Consider the following 17,215-nt stretch of genomic DNA (forward strand, 5'->3'; position numbering starts at 1 on the left):
AGGTTCTAAGTTACTGATTAAGCTGGGGCAGATGATGCTCCGGCTTTTTTATTAAAATTTTCATGAAACTCTTTTTTATATAAATCAATTCCGTCAGTGCCAATTGGGCCAAGAAATTTGCTTATTTCCGCGCTTTTTCCTGCAATATTATTAAGGTGACATTCAACATAAGTCTTTTTCTGCGCATCAAAAAAATGAATAATATTACTGCCTTTAAATTTAATCACATTACAGGCATGCCCTTGTGTCGCCCCCGGTAACATGCGCAACATAGCTGGCCGATGAATCACAAGGACACCATTTAACTCGTCAGTGGGTTGATATTGCTGTAGCTGAGTCAACAGTTCATCAACAGACTTAGCACTCTTATCTAGCAACCCCATATTCCCTTTGACATCCCCACCTCTCAGTTCGGGTATTGCAAGATAAACCGTATTCTTCTCAAATGTTTCAGCCACGGCGGTGGCACAAGAAGCACAGTTAGTTTGCCCAAAACCATGAATGCCGAAGTATGCCAGCAAAGCAGCGAGTGGTCGTAGTAACAGAGGCGGCTTACCCTTACTATTGCCTATATTTAACAAATAGCCTGTTAGATAATTCTCTTTGGTACCAAAAATGGAGTAGTTACTGGGCTTAATGCCAAAGGAGGCTTTCTCATTTGTTATGGCTAATGTTGGTGGTGTATAGCTCTCAGTGATAACTGCTGAAGCGGCATCCCATTCATCAGGTTCACATATAATTGACACGTTACTATACAGTGATTCAGTACTCCCACCCCTCGATAATGCCCTCAATGGCGGACTTAATGGGTCCAAACCTGGATTATCTATCAAGCTCGTACTTGAAACGCCACGAATGCTCATAATTCTCTCCGCATAATTTGCCACATTTATTAGACCAAATAACTCAATAGCGCATTTAACACGTGCTGGCGAATTACGCGGTTTTTATCTGTAAGAAAGAGATGAATTGTGAAAATAATCAGAGGGTTAAAATGGTTAATAAAACAAAGCGCCCGCAAGCATTAACCTACGGGCGCTGAGTCTACTACGGCTATAAAAATGTTATTATTTTATCGTTTACTTATTTCATCAAACACGCCACCAGTGGCGAAATGTGTCTGCTGTGCTTTGGTCCAGCCACCGAACACTTCATCGATAGTAAACAACTTCAATTTCGGGAACTCGTTGGCGAATTTAGCCGCCACTGCCGGATCCCGTGGCCGATAGTAATTCTTGGCAGCAATAGTCTGGCCTTCTGGCGAATAGAGGTATTTTAAGTAAGCATCCGCCACTTCCCGGGTACCACGCTTATCAACCACTTTATCCACTACAGATACCGTCGGTTCAGCTAAAATAGAGACACTTGGCGTGATGATATCAAACTTGTCTTTACCTACTTCATTCACCGCCAGCAGAGCTTCGTTCTCCCAGGCAATCAGCACATCGCCAATACCGCGTTCAACAAAGGTATTCGTGGCACCACGCGCGCCGGAGTCCAACACTTCCACATTCTTATACAGCGTTTTAACGAATTCCTGCGCTTTAGCCTGATCATTATTGTTGTGTTCTAACGCATAACCCCATGCCGCCAGATAGTTCCAACGCGCGCCACCCGAGGTTTTCGGATTAGGTGTAATGACCGAAATTCCTGGTTTCACTAAATCTGACCAGTCATGAATCTGTTTCGGGTTCCCTTTACGTACCAAGAACACGATAGTTGAGGTATACGGCGCAGAGTTATCAGGCAGGCGCTTAATCCAGTTTTTATCAATACGACCACGCTCAGCAATAGCATCGACATCATATGCCAGTGCTAATGTCACCACATCAGCTTCAATACCATTAATAACCGAGGTCGCCTGCTTACCGGAACCGCCATGTGATTGACGCACCGTCACCTTATCACCGGTTTGCTGTTGCCAATGCTTACTGAATGCCTGGTTATATTCCTGATAGAATTCACGTGTCGGATCATATGACACATTCAATAGTTGGATATCTTTTGCCATGGCACCTGATGCCAGCAGCAGTAATGACAGACCTACACCCCATTTACGCATTGACCCGCTCCCATAAATATTGTTATTAATTAAATAGTTATTAACCTATACCCTAAATAATTCAAGTAGCAGGAAGGCGGCAAGGGAGATAATCCCGATGAGCTTACATAAGTAAGTGATTAGGGTTATTGAGTGTAGCCAACACATACGCAGCTTGAAGTATGACGGGTATAAATTGTAATCAACTAAATTGGTTGACCTGATACTGAGCGTGCCAGAAACTTCCCGCGCAATTAAAGAATAAAAAAGTTTTGATTATATCAATACGAAATATACAGGCAGCACGACCAATAAATATCAAGCAATCGACACACCGGTGGTCTGAGAAATAGCAGGCATAAATGCAAAAAGCCCCCGGCATGCGGAGGCTTTTATATTGGATAGCAGACTGTTTTAGAACAATTTTTTAGCTGTGTCGTACCAATCTTCTTTAAATTTACTTTTCTTGTTCTCTGGCGCAATACAAACAGAGATAAGTTCATGCACCATTTTCTCGTTTTGTACGCCAACGCAGAAACCACCTTGCGTATAGTCGTGGTCTTCCAACAACAAGTCGACGGCATAAGCACCCATACGGGAAGCCAGAATGCGGTCATAGGCTACTGGTGCACCACCACGCTGAATGTGGCCTAATACAGTGCCACGGGTTTCACGGCCGGTTTCTTTCTCGATATATTTAGCCAGTTCGTCGATATCATCCAGTTTTTCAGTAATAGCAACGATAGCGTGCTTTTTACCTTTCGCGATGCCAGCTTTGATTTCATCAACCAAATCATCACGTTTGAATTCGACTTCAGGAATAGCAATAAACTCACAACCACCAGCAATGGCAGCCGCCAAAGTCAGGTCACCACAATAACGACCCATCACTTCAACGATAGAGATACGTTGGTGTGAAGAGGAGGTATCACGCAGACGGTCAATCGCTTCAACCACGGTCCCCAGTGCAGTGAAGAAACCGATGGTATAGTCAGTACCGGCCACATCGTTATCGATGGTGCCCGGTAAACCTACACAGTGGATACCACCCTCTTTGGTCAGCAAGTCTGCACCGGCATAAGAACCGTCACCACCGATAACCACCAGGCCATCGATACCCCGGTCTTGCATGTTCTTCAGGGCCACTTTACGTTTTTCTGGATCACGGAACTCAGGAAAACGTGCAGAACCCAGGAAGGTACCACCACGGTTAATCATATCGGACACGCTATAGCGGTCCAGTTTTCTCATGCGATTTTCATACAAGCCCAGGTAGCCATCTTCAATACCGTAAACTTCTAATCCTGCTGACAAAGCGGCACGAACAACCCCACGAATGGCTGCGTTCATACCTGGCGCGTCACCGCCGCTTGTTAGTACACCGATTTTTTTGACCATGACTACCTCTAAACTTGTAGATGCGATTTTTAAAATTCTTTATTTGCTAATTTTGTCTTGCACAAGAGACCCGTACAGAAAACCAGCTTTATGAGATTAATATCGGATATTATAGCAAAAACACCAAGCTGAATTGATTCAAGTCATGCCATCTGGCGGTATTTTCTTCAACACTGAACCATAATGTAACCACAGTTTACCTGTCGTTAATGAAGAAATTATAACTCCCAATGCGCATGGCGCTCTTTCGGCACCACAGAGCAGGGATCTTGATGGATAAGTACATCGGCACCGGGGAATCGGTGCAACAGTGCGCGTTCAACTTCCTCAGCTAAGATATGTGCTTCCATCAATGGCATCATATCTTCCATTTCAAGATGAAGTTGAATAAAGCGTGTTGGCCCCGATTGGCGGGTACGCAGATCATGAGCACCAATCACGCCCGGCCATGACATCACAATATCAATAATCTGCTGGCGCTCGTCATCAGGCAATGCCCTGTCCAGCAAGGCTTGAACCGCTTCATATCCCATACGTAACGCACTATAGAGAATATAAACACCAATACCCAATGCAAACAACGCATCAGCCCAGTGAAAACCATACCAACTTAATGCCAATGCAATAAGAATAGCACCATTCATCATGACGTCAGATTGATAGTGCAACATGTCGGCGCGAATGGCCTGGCTGTGGGTTTTTCGTATCACCCAACGCTGAAAAGTGACTAATATCAATGTACTGAATAATGCAATTAAGGTGACCCAGATACCTATACCTGGATCTTGCACTGGTTGCGGTGACGCCAAATGCTGAAAACCCGTCAGGAACAGGAATAACGCCGAGCCGGAAATAAACATGCTTTGTGCCAGTGCGGCCAGTGACTCAGCCTTGCCATGACCAAAAGTGTGCTCTTCATCGGCGGGTTGCAGAGAGTAACGCACCACAAAAAGGTTTGTCAGAGAAGCGGCCAGATCCACCAGAGAGTCAACCAACGCCGCCAACAAACTTACCGAACCGGTATGCCACCAGGCAAAAATTTTAATAATCAGTAAGGTTGATGCCAGCCCTGTCGCACTGAGCGCGGCAGCTTTAACCAAACGCGCATATTGCGGATCCATAACTTATCCTAAATGATATTTTAGAATTATGAGTATACGGAAATGGAATAAAAAAAGCCCTCCATCATGGAGGGCGAAAGACAGGGATGGTGTCTATGGCAAGGAAAACAGGGTATTACAGGGTACTACTTACTTCTGGGCAGAAGAGGGTTGTGCTGCTGGCGCCTGCTGCATTTTCTCAATGCGCTGCTGGTGCTTTTGGTTCAAGACAGCTTTTTGCTCTGGAGTGAGCAAGTTAAACATTTGGTTACGAACTTTGGCCATTTCGACCTGACGTTCAATCTGGTCCTTGGACATTTTCTCAGCCTGCGCTCTTACCGCAGCTTCATCGAATTTATCGGCGGTAATCAGCTTGTGCATTGCGTCTCTGTCCGCCATATCAAGGCGTGGCTGGCCTTGGCGAGACTGGCGCATCAGGTCACGCATTTGCTGACGCTGTTGTTCTGTCAGATTGACGCCGTCAAACATGTTATGGTGACCGCGACCATCTTTCTTGTTCATCATCGCACTATCACCGTGGCACCAGCTATCAGTGGCCCCGGTCTTATCGGCGGCGAAGGCGGCTTGAGAGCCTAGAACTAACATTGACGCCATGATTAACGTTGTTACTTTAGTTACTTTGCGCATTATTAACTCCTGGGTTCTGTCTGCTAAGCGATTTGCTGCTATGCGATTCAATGTGAAGCAGTCTATCGCTCCTGCTGCAAACAAGCGTCAGCGCATGTAAAACTGGGGTCAGTGCATGTAAAGCTAAGTAAAGTCATGGAATACCGGCAATTGTTAACGTATTTTGCGTCAAGAGGAGAAATAACCATGCATAAAATCCTATTAGTTGATGATGATCGTGAATTGACGTCGCTGTTGAAAGAATTACTGGAAATGGAAGGCTTTAATGTTGTTGTTGCCTATGATGGCGAACAGGCGTTAAACCTGCTAGATAACTCTATCGACTTGTTATTGCTAGATATTATGATGCCGCGTAAAAACGGTATCGAAACTTTGAAAGAATTACGTCAACATCACCAGACCCCTGTCATTATGCTGACTGCTCGTGGCAGTGAATTGGATCGGGTGCTTGGCCTTGAGCTGGGCGCTGATGATTATCTGGCAAAACCGTTTAATGATCGTGAGCTTGTGGCGCGTATCCGTGCCATTTTGCGCCGCTCGAACTGGAGCGAACAACAGCAAAATGTCGATCAAGGTGCGCCAACACTGGACGTTGATTGCCTGCAATTGAATCCAGGCCGTCAAGAGGCTACCTTTGAAGGCCAATCGCTGGAATTGACCGGGACTGAATTTACCTTGCTCTACCTGCTGGCTCAGCATCTCGGTCAGGTAGTCTCGCGGGAGCATCTCAGCCAGGAAGTGCTGGGGAAACGGTTAACACCTTTTGACCGTGCTATTGATATGCACATTTCAAACCTGCGCCGTAAGCTGCCGGATCGCAAAGACGGGTTACCTTGGTTTAAAACTCTGCGTGGTCGCGGATATCTGATGGTATCAGAAACATGATTAACAGTTTAACGACGCGAATTTTTGCTATTTTTTGGTTCACCTTAGCACTGGTATTAATGCTGGTATTGATGGTGCCAAAGCTCGACTCGCGTCAACTGACTGCCTTGCTCGACAGTGAACAGCGCCAGGGAACAATGCTCGAGCAACATATCGAAGCTGAACTGGCCAGTGACCCCGCCAATGACCTGATGTGGTGGCGCAGGCTTTATCGCGCCATCGAAAAATGGGCACCACCGGGCCAACATCTCGTGTTAGTCACCACTGAGGGCCGTGTCATTGGCGCTCAACGTCACGAAATGCAAATTGTCCGTAATTTTATCGGCCAGTCTGATAACTCAGATCAGCCGAAAAAGAAGAAATATGGCCGTGTCGAGATGGTCGGCCCCTTCTCTATCCGCGATGGTGAAGATAACTATCAGCTCTATCTGATACGCCCGGCCAGTAGCCCGCAATCTGATTTTATCAATTTGATGTTTGACCGCCCGCTGCTGCTATTGATTGTCACCATGCTTATCAGTGCGCCACTGCTGCTATGGTTGGCTTGGAGTCTGGCAAAACCGGCTCGTAAGTTGAAGAATGCCGCCGATGATGTGGCGCGGGGTAATTTGAAACAGCACCCTGAGCTGGAGTCCGGCCCACAAGAGTTTTTGGCCACCGGTGCCAGTTTTAATCAGATGATCAGTGCGCTCGATAGAATGGTTGTGGCCCAACAACGGCTGATTTCTGATATCTCCCATGAGTTGCGCACGCCACTTACCCGCCTGCAACTGGCGACCGCGTTGATGCGACGTCGTCATGGTGAGGGGAAAGAGCTGGAACGTATCGAAATGGAAGCACAGCGACTGGATAGCATGATCAATGATTTACTGGTGTTATCCCGTAGCCAACATAAAAACGAGCTACATCGCGAACCCATTAAAGCGAATGATTTATGGTCTGACGTGCTGGAAAATGCCCAGTTTGAAGCAGACCAAATGGGCAAAACTCTGGAAGTCACCGCACCTCCCGGGCCATGGACCCTATTTGGCAATCCCGCAGCACTTGATAGCGCGCTGGAGAATATCGTGCGTAACGCACTGCGTTACTCTCATCATCACATTGCGGTGGCATTCAGCTCTGATAATCAGGGTATTACTATCACTGTCGATGATGATGGCCCCGGTGTTAGCCCGGAAGATCGTGAACAAATATTCCGGCCGTTCTACCGCACTGATGAAGCGCGGGATCGCGAATCAGGTGGTACGGGTTTGGGATTGGCGATTGTCGAAACAGCCGTCAATCAGCATCGCGGATGGGTGCGGGCTGAAGATAGCCCATTAGGGGGCTTGCGCTTGATACTGTGGTTGCCGCTGCATCCACTTAAGTCTTAATCTATCGTACCTCTGCCCGATCATCTGGGATCGGGCAGATCTCTGCTATCACGGTTTGCTGACCTCTTCTCCCTGCCCCTCTTTTTCCAGCAACAGCTTTTTGCGCTCAATCCCCCAACGATAGCCTGACAACGTGCCATCCTGGCGAATAACCCGGTGACAAGGAATAGCAATCGCCAGCATATTGGCAGCACAGGCACCGGCTACCGCACGCACCGCTTTGGGCGAACCTATTCTGGCGGCGATATCAGCATAACTGGCGGTCTCACCTACCGGTATTTCCCGCAGTGCCTGCCACACCCGCTGCTGAAAAGCGGTGCCCTGAATATCCAGTGGCAAATCTAGCCCGAGCTGAGGAGCCTCAACCAACCCCACCACCTGCGCGAACCATTGCTCAAACTCAGCATCGCCGCCAATTAACTCTGCTTGTGGAAACTTATCCTGTAGCTGCTGCACCAACAGCGCTGGGGAGTCACCCAGCAAGATGGCGCAAATACCCAGCTCACTTTTTGCCATCAGAATCGCACCGAGAGAACTTTCTCCGACGGCAAAATGCAACGTGACATCACGCCCGCCACTGCGGTAGCGGGTCGGTGTCATCCCCAACAACTGATTCGATTGCTCATAAAATCGGCCATTAGAGTTATAACCGGCTTCAAAGATAGCGTCAGTTACCGAGCCTTGCCCCGCTAATTGTGCACGAATACGCGCACTGCGCGTTGCACTGGCATATGCCTTAGGGGTCAACCCGGTAATGGCTTTAAATAAACGATGGAAATGAAAAGCACTGAGATTCACCTGCGCCGCTAGCTCATCAAGTTTAAGTGGCGTCTCGGCCTGCTCAATTAAGCGGCATGCCCGACTGATTTTGTCTGCATGCTGCTGTGACAGTGGTAATTCAGTGGGCTGACATCGTTTACAGGGCCGATAACCGGCCTGTTCAGCAGCATGATTATCGGCAAAGAATTCAACATTCTCTGCTTTAGCCTGACGGGACGGGCAAGAGGGGCGACAATAAACACCGGTCGTTTTCACTGCATAAACGAACTGGCCATCGGCTGTTTTATCCCGATTAACGATCGCATCCCAGAATGTATCTTTCGTCCGGATCATGGTAAATACCCCGTTGGTAGTGACTGTGGTAATCAGCATATAAAACCGCCACTGCTTACACTCTCCGCTGCTTGCTTTTAAATTATTGTGCGTGCTACTGACATTAGCAACCGCTGCACAGAGGGGAGGTTTCTGATATCCTGCGCCCCTCATTATTGGGGGACATATGCTTAATATCGTTTTATTTGAACCTGAAATTCCGCCCAATACCGGTAATATCATCCGGTTATGTGCGAATACCGGCTGCCAGCTCCATCTGATTAAACCTTTAGGTTTCACCTGGGATGACAAACGCTTACGCCGTGCAGGTCTTGATTATCATGAGTTTGCCAGTATTAAGCATCACCATGATTATCAGGCCTTTTTAGATTGTGAAAATCTCGACAGTGCGCAGCCTGCCCGATTATTTGCACTAACCACCAAAGGGACGCCAGCCCACAGTGCAGTAAGCTATCAAGCTGATGATTACCTGTTGTTTGGTCCTGAAACCCGTGGCTTGCCCGCCAGTGTTTTGGATGCGTTACCTGCTCAACAGAAAATTAGGATTCCGATGCAAGCCGATAGCCGTAGCATGAATCTGTCAAACGCGGTGTCAGTGGTGGTGTATGAAGCCTGGCGGCAATTAGGTTATCCGGGTGCGTTACTGAGAGAGTCGTTGTTTTAGCCAAAATGTGTCGGTGATCAGCTAGCAACCCAATAGAAAGGTGTATATCCAAGGTAATTGGAGTTGTAGCCAGGCAGCAAACGAACTCATCCCGATGAGCTGACATAAGTCAGTGATTCGGGTGAGTAAGAGCAGCTAACACCGCTACAGCTTCAAGTACGAAGGAGATGATCAGATGCCGTCGCCGTACTCAAACCCATGGGTAATCCCATTGAAATGCTGGTCCATATCCAATGACGGCTTATCACTTTCGGGTTTACCAACGATGCGGGCAGGTACCCCTGCTGCGGTGGTATGAGCGGGAACCGCCTGCAATACAACGGACCCGGCACCAATTTTCGCACCGCGTCCAACCTCGATATTCCCCAAAATTTTTGCCCCAGCCCCAATCATCACACCTTCACGGATCTTCGGATGACGATCACCGCTGGTTTTACCGGTCCCCCCTAAAGTAACCGATTGCAGGATCGATACATCATTCTCAACTACTGCCGTTTCGCCAATAACAATACCGGTCGCGTGGTCCAACATGATGCCGCAACCAATGGTAGCCGCAGGGTGGATATCAACCCCAAAAGCAACAGAGACTTGATTTTGAAGGTAAATAGCTAACGCTTTACGATCCTGCGCCCACAACCAATGACCGATACGATAAGCCTGTAAAGCGTGGAAACCTTTGAGATACAGCAGTGGTGTAGAGTATTTATCAACGGCCGGGTCACGTAGCCGCACCGCCAGAATATCCCTCGCGGCCGAAACTATCATCTGAGCATCTGCACGATAAGCATCCTCAACTACCTCACGGATGGCAATAGCAGGCATGATCGGATTAGCCAGTTTATTCGCGAGAATATAACTCAGGGCACTGCCTAAATTCTCATGCTTCAATAATGTCGCGTGAAAAAAGCTCGCCAGCATGGGTTCACACTCAGCCAGTGCTCTTGCTTCTGATTTAATGCTACTCCAGACCAGTTCTAACTCTTCTGACGACATTACCTACTCCTGCCCATAAAAAATTGCCCAAGGGAACGACCAAGGCAACTATACCCATATTCGTTGAGGTCACCGCAGTGTTAGCGGCAACACCAATGACTTTAGGTATGTAGTTATTATTTTATTCCGCCAAACCCGCGTAACCGATCAAATGCCGCTTTTCTCATCTTTTTTGGTCCGACCCAATAAGGTCAATGCCGCTTCACGGGCATTTTTGTGACAATAGAGCACTTGATAGATCTGTTCAGTTATCGGCATTTCAACACCATGGCGCTGGGCTAATGCCAGAACTTCTTTGGTATTGCGGTAACCTTCAACCACCTGACCAATCTTGTCCTGCGCTTCTTGTACCCCTAACCCTTGGCCCAGCATAATACCAAACCGGCGGTTACGAGATTGGTTATCTGTGCAGGTTAGCACCAAATCACCCAAGCCTGCCATGCCCATAAAGGTGGAAGGGTCGGCACCCAATGCAGAACCCAGCCGCGTCATTTCGGCCAAACCTCGGGTTATCAGTGCAGTACGGGCATTCGCACCAAAACCAATGCCATCGGACATCCCGGCACCAATCGCAATCACGTTTTTCACCGCACCGCCAAGCTGCACCCCGATAAAATCAGCATTACTGTAAACCCGGAAGCTTTTGCCACAGTGCAATAACTGTTGCAGGTCTTCGCTAAATTGCGCATCGGTTGATGCCAGCGCAATTGCCGTCGGTAACCCTGCTGCCAACTCTTTAGCAAAGGTTGGGCCAGACACCACCGCCAGCGGGATAGTTTCACCCAACACTTCGCGCGCCACATCCGCCAGCAAGCGGCCAGTTTCGGCCTCAAGCCCTTTGGTCGCCCAAACGATACGTGCATCTTTGCGTAAATGTGGTTTCAACTGATGCAATACCGCACCGAAGACATGGCTAGGTACCACGACTAACACATCGCGGCTGGCTGCCAGCGCACGTGCCAGATCGGTTTCCAGTAATAAGGTATCTGGGAAAGGAACATCGGGTAGGAAAGCTTGGTTACAACGATCACGTTGCAAAACCTGAATATGCTTAGGGTCATGACCCCATAACACGACTTGATGGCCATTACGCGCCAGCGTAATGGCTAATGCGGTGCCGTAAGATCCGGCACCGATTACAGTCATTGAAGCATTGATGGTGTTCATCAGGCATCCTGACGTTGTTCAGCACCTTCGCCGTCAGCCTGCTGTTGCAGATAGTTCATGAACAGGGCATCAAAGTTAACCGGTGCCAAATTAAGCTGTGGGAAAGTACCACGAGAAACCAGGCTGGTGATGCATTCGCGAGCATACGGGAACAAAATGTTCGGGCAGTATGCACCTAAGCAATGCGCCAACTGGGTACCATCGATACCCGCGATGGAGAAGATACCACCCTGCTGAACTTCACACAGGAATGCAGTTTCTTCACCCAAAGAGGCGGTTACCGTCACTCGCAGTACCACTTCATACACATCTTCAGCCAGTTGACTAGAAGCAGTATCAAGATCAAGTTTAACTTCTGGTTGCCAATCCTGCTGGAAAACCTGCGGGGCATTTGGTGCTTCGAAAGAGATATCTTTGGTGTAGATACGCTGGATCTGGAAAGCCATCTCTGTGTTGTTTTGTTCGGACATGTGTATAAATACCCTAAGTTAGACGTCTGTATTAAATAGCACTGCCGCCGTGGGCTCTGTCCATCAAATTAATGGGACCCACTGACGAGTTAAAGCAGCGGATCAAGCCCACCGCGCGCATCCAGGGCGTGTAAATCATCACAGCCACCGATATGCTGCCCATCAATAAATACCTGAGGCACAGTCGTCCGCCCACTCCGAGCAATCATCTCTTCGCGTTTGGCCGGATCACTATCAATTGCGATTTCATGGAAAGCAGCACCTTTGTGGTTCAGCAGTGCTTTGGCACGATGGCAGAACGGGCAGGTTGCTTTGGTATAAATCTCAATCTTCGCCATGGATACACCTCAGTTAACATTATAATTTATTGATATAGCGAATTTTTATAACAAATACGGGTACAGCTCAATACTCATATCACTAAAACGCAGGCAATATGATTACTTGCCGCGCGCCAGTGGTAGATTCTCGCCACTCCAACCGGAGATACCTTCTTTCAAGGTAAATACGCGTTCAAAGCCTGCTTTGTTCAGCAGTTCAGCCGAAGCACGAGAGGTTGTCCCAGTAGCACAAACCACAATGATAGGCTGTGTTTTGTGTTTTTCCAATTCAGCCAAATTACCGTTTTTAATGTCGCTTGGCAGCAAATTAATAGAACTGGCGATATGGCCTTTGCGATAATCATCACGTGTGCGGATATCAACCACAACCGCATCTTCTTTGTTAATCAGACGCGTCGCTTCACCACGGGTAATCTCTTTCACTTTAGAGAGAGAGGTTTTAAAGCTGGTGAAAATTACGGCGACGAACAACGCCACCCAAGCCAGACTCAAAACCGGATGCTGGCTAATGAATTGCATAATTTCTTGCAACATGGGGGTAAAAACTCCCGTTAGTTAGGGGATAATATTCAAGGTCACAGAGTATACCTGCGCGTTGCGGCAAATACAGCCAATATGCAAGTGCTATTGCAGAAACTGCGAGCCATTTCGGAAACTTTTGTCGTCTAAATGATGACAATTACGCAAAACCCCACGCCAATGTTGATCTCTTTGGGCTATTTTTAACCGGTTTTGTAGTAAATTACCGCCTTCGTTCTGGCGGTGTAAATACGTTAACGTAAATAGCCGAGTGTACATAGCCGCGCATATCGTTGGATGTTCGCTGCTATTTGACACTTGGACTTATAAGAAAGAGGTTATGCAATGTCGAGCACTAAAAAACCACTGGTACTGACTATTCTTGATGGCTATGGTCACCGCGAAGAGCAGCAGGATAATGCCATTCTGAATGCTAAAACGCCGGTTATGGACCGTTTATGGCAGCAACAGCCTCATACTTTAATTGCCGCGTCCGGTCTGGATGTTGGCCTGCCAGATGGGCAAATGGGTAACTCTGAAGTGGGCCACGTCAACCTGGGAGCTGGTCGCATTGTTTATCAGGACTTGACCCGTCTCGACAAAGAGATCAAAGACGGCGACTTTTTCACTAACTCAACCTTAACAGCAGCGATTGATAAAGCGGTTAAAGCAGGCAAAGCGGTCCACATTATGGGTCTGTTATCTGCCGGTGGTGTACACAGCCACGAAGACCACATTCTGGCGATGGTTGAACTGGCCGCCAAACGCGGTGCGACGGCTATTTATCTGCACGCATTCCTCGATGGACGTGACACTCCGCCGCGCAGTGCGGAATCTTCACTGAAACGATTCACTGAGAAATTTGCCGCGCTGGGTAAAGGTCGCATCGCTTCTATTATTGGTCGTTACTATGCGATGGACCGTGATAACCGCTGGGATCGCGTACAACTGGCTTACGATTTGCTGACTCAGGCAAAAGGTGAATTCACCTTCGATAACGCCGTCGCAGGTTTGCAAGCAGCTTATGCCCGTGATGAAAACGATGAATTTGTCCGACCAACTGTCATTCAGGCGGCTGGCGAAGCCGATGCGGCGATGAACGATGGCGACGCGCTGATCTTCATGAACTTCCGCGCTGACCGCGCCCGTCAAATCACCCGCAGCTTTGTTAATGCCGATTTTGACGGTTTCAAACGCGATAAAGTAGTTAATTTCGGCGATTTCGTTATGCTGACCGAATATGCAGCGGATATTAAAGTGGCCTGCGCTTACCCACCAGCATCACTACAGAATACCTTCGGTGAGTGGCTGATGAAGCATGACAAAACCCAGTTACGTATTTCCGAAACTGAAAAGTATGCTCACGTCACTTTCTTCTATAACGGCGGCGTTGAAGAACCATTTAAAGGCGAAGACCGTATCCTGATCAACTCACCGAAAGTTGCCACTTATGACCTGCAACCGGAAATGAGTTCAGCAGAACTGACTGAGAAACTGGTCGGCGCTATCGGCAGTGGCAAATATGATGTGATAATTTGTAACTATCCGAACGGCGATATGGTTGGTCATACCGGTGATTACGATGCTGCGGTGAAAGCAGTAGAAACACTGGATAATTGTATTGAACAAGTGGTTGCTGCCGTAAAAGCCGCCGATGGCCAATTGCTTATCACCGCCGACCACGGCAACGCTGAGCAGATGCGCGACCCGGCAACCGGTCAGGCCCATACCGCCCATACCAGCCTGCCAGTGCCACTGATTTATGTCGGCAATAAAGGGGTTAAAGCGGTGGAAGGTGGCAAACTTTCAGATATCGCACCAACCATGTTGTCACTGATGGAAATGGAAATCCCGCAAGAGATGACTGGTAAGCCGCTGTTCATCGTGGAATAATCCTTCGTTATGAAGGAAAAGGCGTCATTTGCAAAATTAATGGTTACGGAAGATGCCATTACCACCAGCCGAGATACAGTTTCTCGGCTGTCCGGTCAGTTGGTGCGTCGCCCGTGGTCAGCACTGTACGCCAGCGTTTTTTGCGCTGGCGTATTGCTATTGCCATTATCCGGCACGGCAGCAGATGCCCCCGTTACAGCAAAAACCGCACAAAGCAAAGACCAGTTGAAGACCATTCAGCAGGATATTGCCGAAAAAGAAAAAAGTGTTCAGCAACAAAAGCAGCAACGCAGTTCATTGCTGGATCAGTTGAAACAACAGGAAAATACCATTGCTCAGGCCAGCCGCAGCCTGCGTGACACCCAAGGTACCCTGACTGAGTTAGACCAAGAAATATCCCGTCTCACCTCCTCGATTGAGAAACTCGAGAGTAAACAATCCCAGCAACAAAATATTCTGTCTAAACAACTTGATGCTGCCTTTAAACAGGGCCAACACAGTGGTTTACAGCTTATTTTAAGTGGCGAAGAGAGCCAGCGCAGTGAGCGTATTCTGGCTTATTTCAGTTACCTCAATGAAGCACGACAGCAATCTATTGAAGAGCTGAAACAGACTCGTACCCATCTCTCTGCCGAGAAAAAAACGCTGGAGCAAAAGCAAAATCAGCAAAAAACCGTGTTGAATGAGCAGAAAACTCAGCAGCAAAAACTGGAACAAGCACGTACCGCACGCAAGAAAACCCTGACCTCGCTGGAAGCTTCACTGGAAAAAGATCAGCAAGGCCTGGCTGAGTTAAAACTAAACGAAACCCGCTTGCGTGATCAAATAGCCAAAGCAGAACGAGAAGCGAAAGCTCGCGCCGAACGAGAGGCCAAAGAAGCCGCTCGGGTACGCGAACAGATAAAAGTTAAAGAACAACAAGCCAAGAAAACCGGTTCTAGCTACAAACCAAGTGAAAGTGAGCGCTCATTAATGGCACGCACTGGCGGCCTTGGTCGCCCGGATGGGCAAGCTGTCTGGCCGGTCCGTGGTAATGTAACTCATCGTTTCGGTGAAGCCTTACAAGGTGAACTACGCTGGAAAGGCATGGTTATCTCTGCACCAGAAGGCAGTGAAGTAAAAGCGATCGCCGATGGCCGTGTCTTATTGGCTGACTGGCTGCAAGGCTATGGTTTGGTTGTGGTTATCGAGCATGGTAGAGGGGATATGAGTTTGTATGGCTACAATCAGAGTGCACTAGTCAATGTGGGTGCTCAGGTGAAAGCTGGCCAACCGATCGCCCTTGTGGGTACCAGTGGCGGCCAGGGTGAACCATCACTCTATTTCGAAATCCGCCGTCAAGGACAAGCAGTTAACCCACAACCTTGGTTAGGACGATAGCGAACAACGTTAGGGAACTTGTATTGCACTATTTCAACACACGCCGATTTATCATTGTAACCGCCCTACTCATCGCTAACGCCGCACAGGCGGGCAAACTTTCTATTGTGATTGATGACTTTGGTTATCGCCCCCAGAACGAAAACAAGATTTTACAGATGCCATTGCCTATTTCAGTGGCTATCCTACCGAATGCGCCTTATGCCAGAGAGATGGCCGTCAAAGCCCATAATCAAGGGCGCGAAATACTGATTCATTTGCCGATGGCTCCCCTAAGCAAACAACCGCTGGAGCGCGATACATTACAGCCATCAATGAGCAGCGAAGAGATTCAGCGCATCATGCGCCAGGCGGTGAATAATGTCCCCTATGCCAAGGGCATGAATAACCATATGGGCAGCGCAATGACCTCCAGTTTCTCCGGCATGCAGAAAGTGATGCGGGAGCTGGACCACTATCAGCTCTATTTCCTCGATAGCGTGACCATCGGTAATAGCCAAGCGAGCCGTGCCGCAGAGGGGACTCAGGTTAAGGTCATTAAGCGCAAAGTCTTTTTGGATGACTCACAAAATGAAGCGGCGATCCGCCAACAGTTTAACCGTGCGGTAGAACTGGCTCGTCGTAATGGTTCGGCTATTGCTATCGGGCACCCCCATCCGGCCACCATTAAAGTGTTGCAACAAATGTTGCCTCAGTTACCTGCTGATATCGTATTAGTCCGGCCAAGTGCACTTCTCAATGAGCCGGTACAAAACAATACGCAAAATAACAGTGGCGGCATGTTGTCGGGTAAAACCAAACTACCTGGCTCAACCCAAGGCGATCGCCTGAAAGCTATCAAGCAATGCAAAGCGAAAGAGGGCTATGTAGCGGAGAAAATCTACGCAGACAGGATGTTTAGCATCATAGGTGAGAGCTTGATGCAAAGCCCTGCGGTGGTCTTTGTTCAGCGGCATTGGCAGCAATACTTCCCGCCAGTAGCGCCAGTTATTCCGGTGGATAAACCAAAATCGAATAACCAAGACGGCGATAAACCGAAAGCGGATAAGCCTTAATAAAACGGGGCAATCATCACCTGACTGCCCCGCTCTCAATCCTGCAGCTTCAAGGCCGAAGGGAATTCCCAAAGTCATTGGAGGTGCAGGTAGGCGGCCAGCAAACTCATCCCGATGAGCTTACATAAGTAAGTGATTCGGGTTAGTGCGCGCAGCCAACACCCCTGCAACTTCA

The 17,215-nt window shown here is 48.3% G+C and carries 17 protein-coding genes; 6 read left to right on the plus strand and 11 right to left on the minus strand.

Going from position 1 to position 17,215, the window contains the following annotated elements; translation table 11 throughout:
- Positions 1-17: 17 nt before the first annotated feature.
- From ACWJJO_RS22105 to cpxP, 5 genes are all read right to left on the minus strand, one after another.
- Positions 18-863 (minus strand): hypothetical protein, encoded by an 846-nt coding sequence (locus tag ACWJJO_RS22105; protein WP_372569783.1) that lies wholly within the window; start codon positions 861-863, stop codon positions 18-20.
- A 209-nt stretch (positions 864-1,072) separates the two neighbouring features.
- Complete coding sequence (locus ACWJJO_RS22110) at positions 1,073-2,062, minus strand: sulfate ABC transporter substrate-binding protein (protein WP_083161754.1); 990 nt, start codon at positions 2,060-2,062, stop codon at positions 1,073-1,075.
- Between the two features lie 393 nt (positions 2,063-2,455).
- Positions 2,456-3,439 (minus strand): 6-phosphofructokinase, encoded by a 984-nt coding sequence (gene pfkA, locus ACWJJO_RS22115; RefSeq protein WP_083161752.1) that lies wholly within the window; start codon positions 3,437-3,439, stop codon positions 2,456-2,458.
- A gap of 218 nt (positions 3,440-3,657) precedes the next feature.
- On the minus strand, positions 3,658-4,560 hold the full coding sequence (gene fieF, locus ACWJJO_RS22120; protein ID WP_083161750.1) for a CDF family cation-efflux transporter FieF: 903 nt from the start codon (positions 4,558-4,560) through the stop codon (positions 3,658-3,660).
- A 129-nt stretch (positions 4,561-4,689) separates the two neighbouring features.
- Complete coding sequence (gene cpxP / locus ACWJJO_RS22125) at positions 4,690-5,187, minus strand: cell-envelope stress modulator CpxP (RefSeq protein ID WP_083161748.1); 498 nt, start codon at positions 5,185-5,187, stop codon at positions 4,690-4,692.
- A 186-nt stretch (positions 5,188-5,373) separates the two neighbouring features.
- On the opposite strand from cpxP, the gene cpxR reads away from it, so the two are divergent.
- Positions 5,374-6,072 (plus strand): envelope stress response regulator transcription factor CpxR, encoded by a 699-nt coding sequence (cpxR, locus tag ACWJJO_RS22130; protein WP_005190576.1) that lies wholly within the window; start codon positions 5,374-5,376, stop codon positions 6,070-6,072.
- A complete protein-coding gene (gene cpxA / locus ACWJJO_RS22135) occupies positions 6,069-7,445 on the plus strand; it encodes an envelope stress sensor histidine kinase CpxA (protein WP_372569784.1) in 1,377 nt (458 codons plus the stop codon). Before cpxR ends, cpxA begins: the two co-directional genes overlap by 4 nt.
- Positions 7,446-7,493: 48 nt before the next feature.
- On the opposite strand, the gene ada is transcribed toward cpxA, so the two are convergent.
- Complete coding sequence (gene ada, locus ACWJJO_RS22140; RefSeq protein WP_372569785.1) at positions 7,494-8,597, minus strand: bifunctional DNA-binding transcriptional regulator/O6-methylguanine-DNA methyltransferase Ada; 1,104 nt, start codon at positions 8,595-8,597, stop codon at positions 7,494-7,496.
- A gap of 127 nt (positions 8,598-8,724) precedes the next feature.
- Between ada and trmL the strand changes: the two genes are divergently transcribed.
- On the plus strand, positions 8,725-9,222 hold the full coding sequence (gene trmL / locus ACWJJO_RS22145; RefSeq protein ID WP_083161744.1) for a tRNA (uridine(34)/cytosine(34)/5-carboxymethylaminomethyluridine(34)-2'-O)-methyltransferase TrmL: 498 nt from the start codon (positions 8,725-8,727) through the stop codon (positions 9,220-9,222).
- Positions 9,223-9,393: 171 nt separating this feature from the next.
- Here trmL and cysE read toward each other — a convergent pair whose 3' ends face one another.
- The 5 genes from cysE to ACWJJO_RS22170 form a co-directional block, all read right to left on the minus strand.
- A complete protein-coding gene (gene cysE, locus ACWJJO_RS22150) occupies positions 9,394-10,215 on the minus strand; it encodes a serine O-acetyltransferase (RefSeq protein WP_005190588.1) in 822 nt (273 codons plus the stop codon).
- A gap of 147 nt (positions 10,216-10,362) precedes the next feature.
- Positions 10,363-11,382 carry an NAD(P)H-dependent glycerol-3-phosphate dehydrogenase gene (gene gpsA / locus ACWJJO_RS22155; RefSeq protein ID WP_083161742.1) on the minus strand — a complete coding sequence of 340 codons (1,020 nt, stop codon included), beginning with the start codon at positions 11,380-11,382 and terminating at the stop codon, positions 10,363-10,365.
- Positions 11,382-11,852 (minus strand): protein-export chaperone SecB, encoded by a 471-nt coding sequence (secB, locus tag ACWJJO_RS22160; protein WP_032907531.1) that lies wholly within the window; start codon positions 11,850-11,852, stop codon positions 11,382-11,384. Before secB ends, gpsA begins: the two co-directional genes overlap by 1 nt.
- 89 nt (positions 11,853-11,941) lie before the next feature.
- Complete coding sequence (grxC, locus tag ACWJJO_RS22165) at positions 11,942-12,190, minus strand: glutaredoxin 3 (protein WP_083161740.1); 249 nt, start codon at positions 12,188-12,190, stop codon at positions 11,942-11,944.
- A 102-nt stretch (positions 12,191-12,292) separates the two neighbouring features.
- Entirely contained in the window at positions 12,293-12,727 is a 435-nt protein-coding gene (locus tag ACWJJO_RS22170; protein ID WP_083161738.1) for a rhodanese-like domain-containing protein, read from the minus strand.
- 330 nt (positions 12,728-13,057) lie between these two features.
- Between ACWJJO_RS22170 and gpmM the strand changes: the two genes are divergently transcribed.
- The 3 genes from gpmM to ACWJJO_RS22185 are packed head-to-tail and all read left to right on the plus strand — an operon-like array spanning position 13,058 to position 17,040.
- The gene (gene gpmM, locus ACWJJO_RS22175; protein WP_481091526.1) at positions 13,058-14,605 is read left to right on the plus strand and encodes a 2,3-bisphosphoglycerate-independent phosphoglycerate mutase; all 1,548 of its coding nucleotides are present in this window, start codon (positions 13,058-13,060) and stop codon (positions 14,603-14,605) included.
- Positions 14,606-14,614: 9 nt separating this feature from the next.
- The gene (gene envC, locus ACWJJO_RS22180; protein ID WP_372569787.1) at positions 14,615-15,985 is read left to right on the plus strand and encodes a murein hydrolase activator EnvC; all 1,371 of its coding nucleotides are present in this window, start codon (positions 14,615-14,617) and stop codon (positions 15,983-15,985) included.
- Between the two features lie 23 nt (positions 15,986-16,008).
- Positions 16,009-17,040, plus strand: a complete 1,032-nt coding sequence (locus ACWJJO_RS22185) for a divergent polysaccharide deacetylase family protein (protein ID WP_442821388.1) — start codon at positions 16,009-16,011, stop codon at positions 17,038-17,040.
- Positions 17,041-17,215 lie beyond the last annotated feature (175 nt).

The sequence above is a fragment of the Yersinia antarctica genome, from assembly GCF_056636475.1.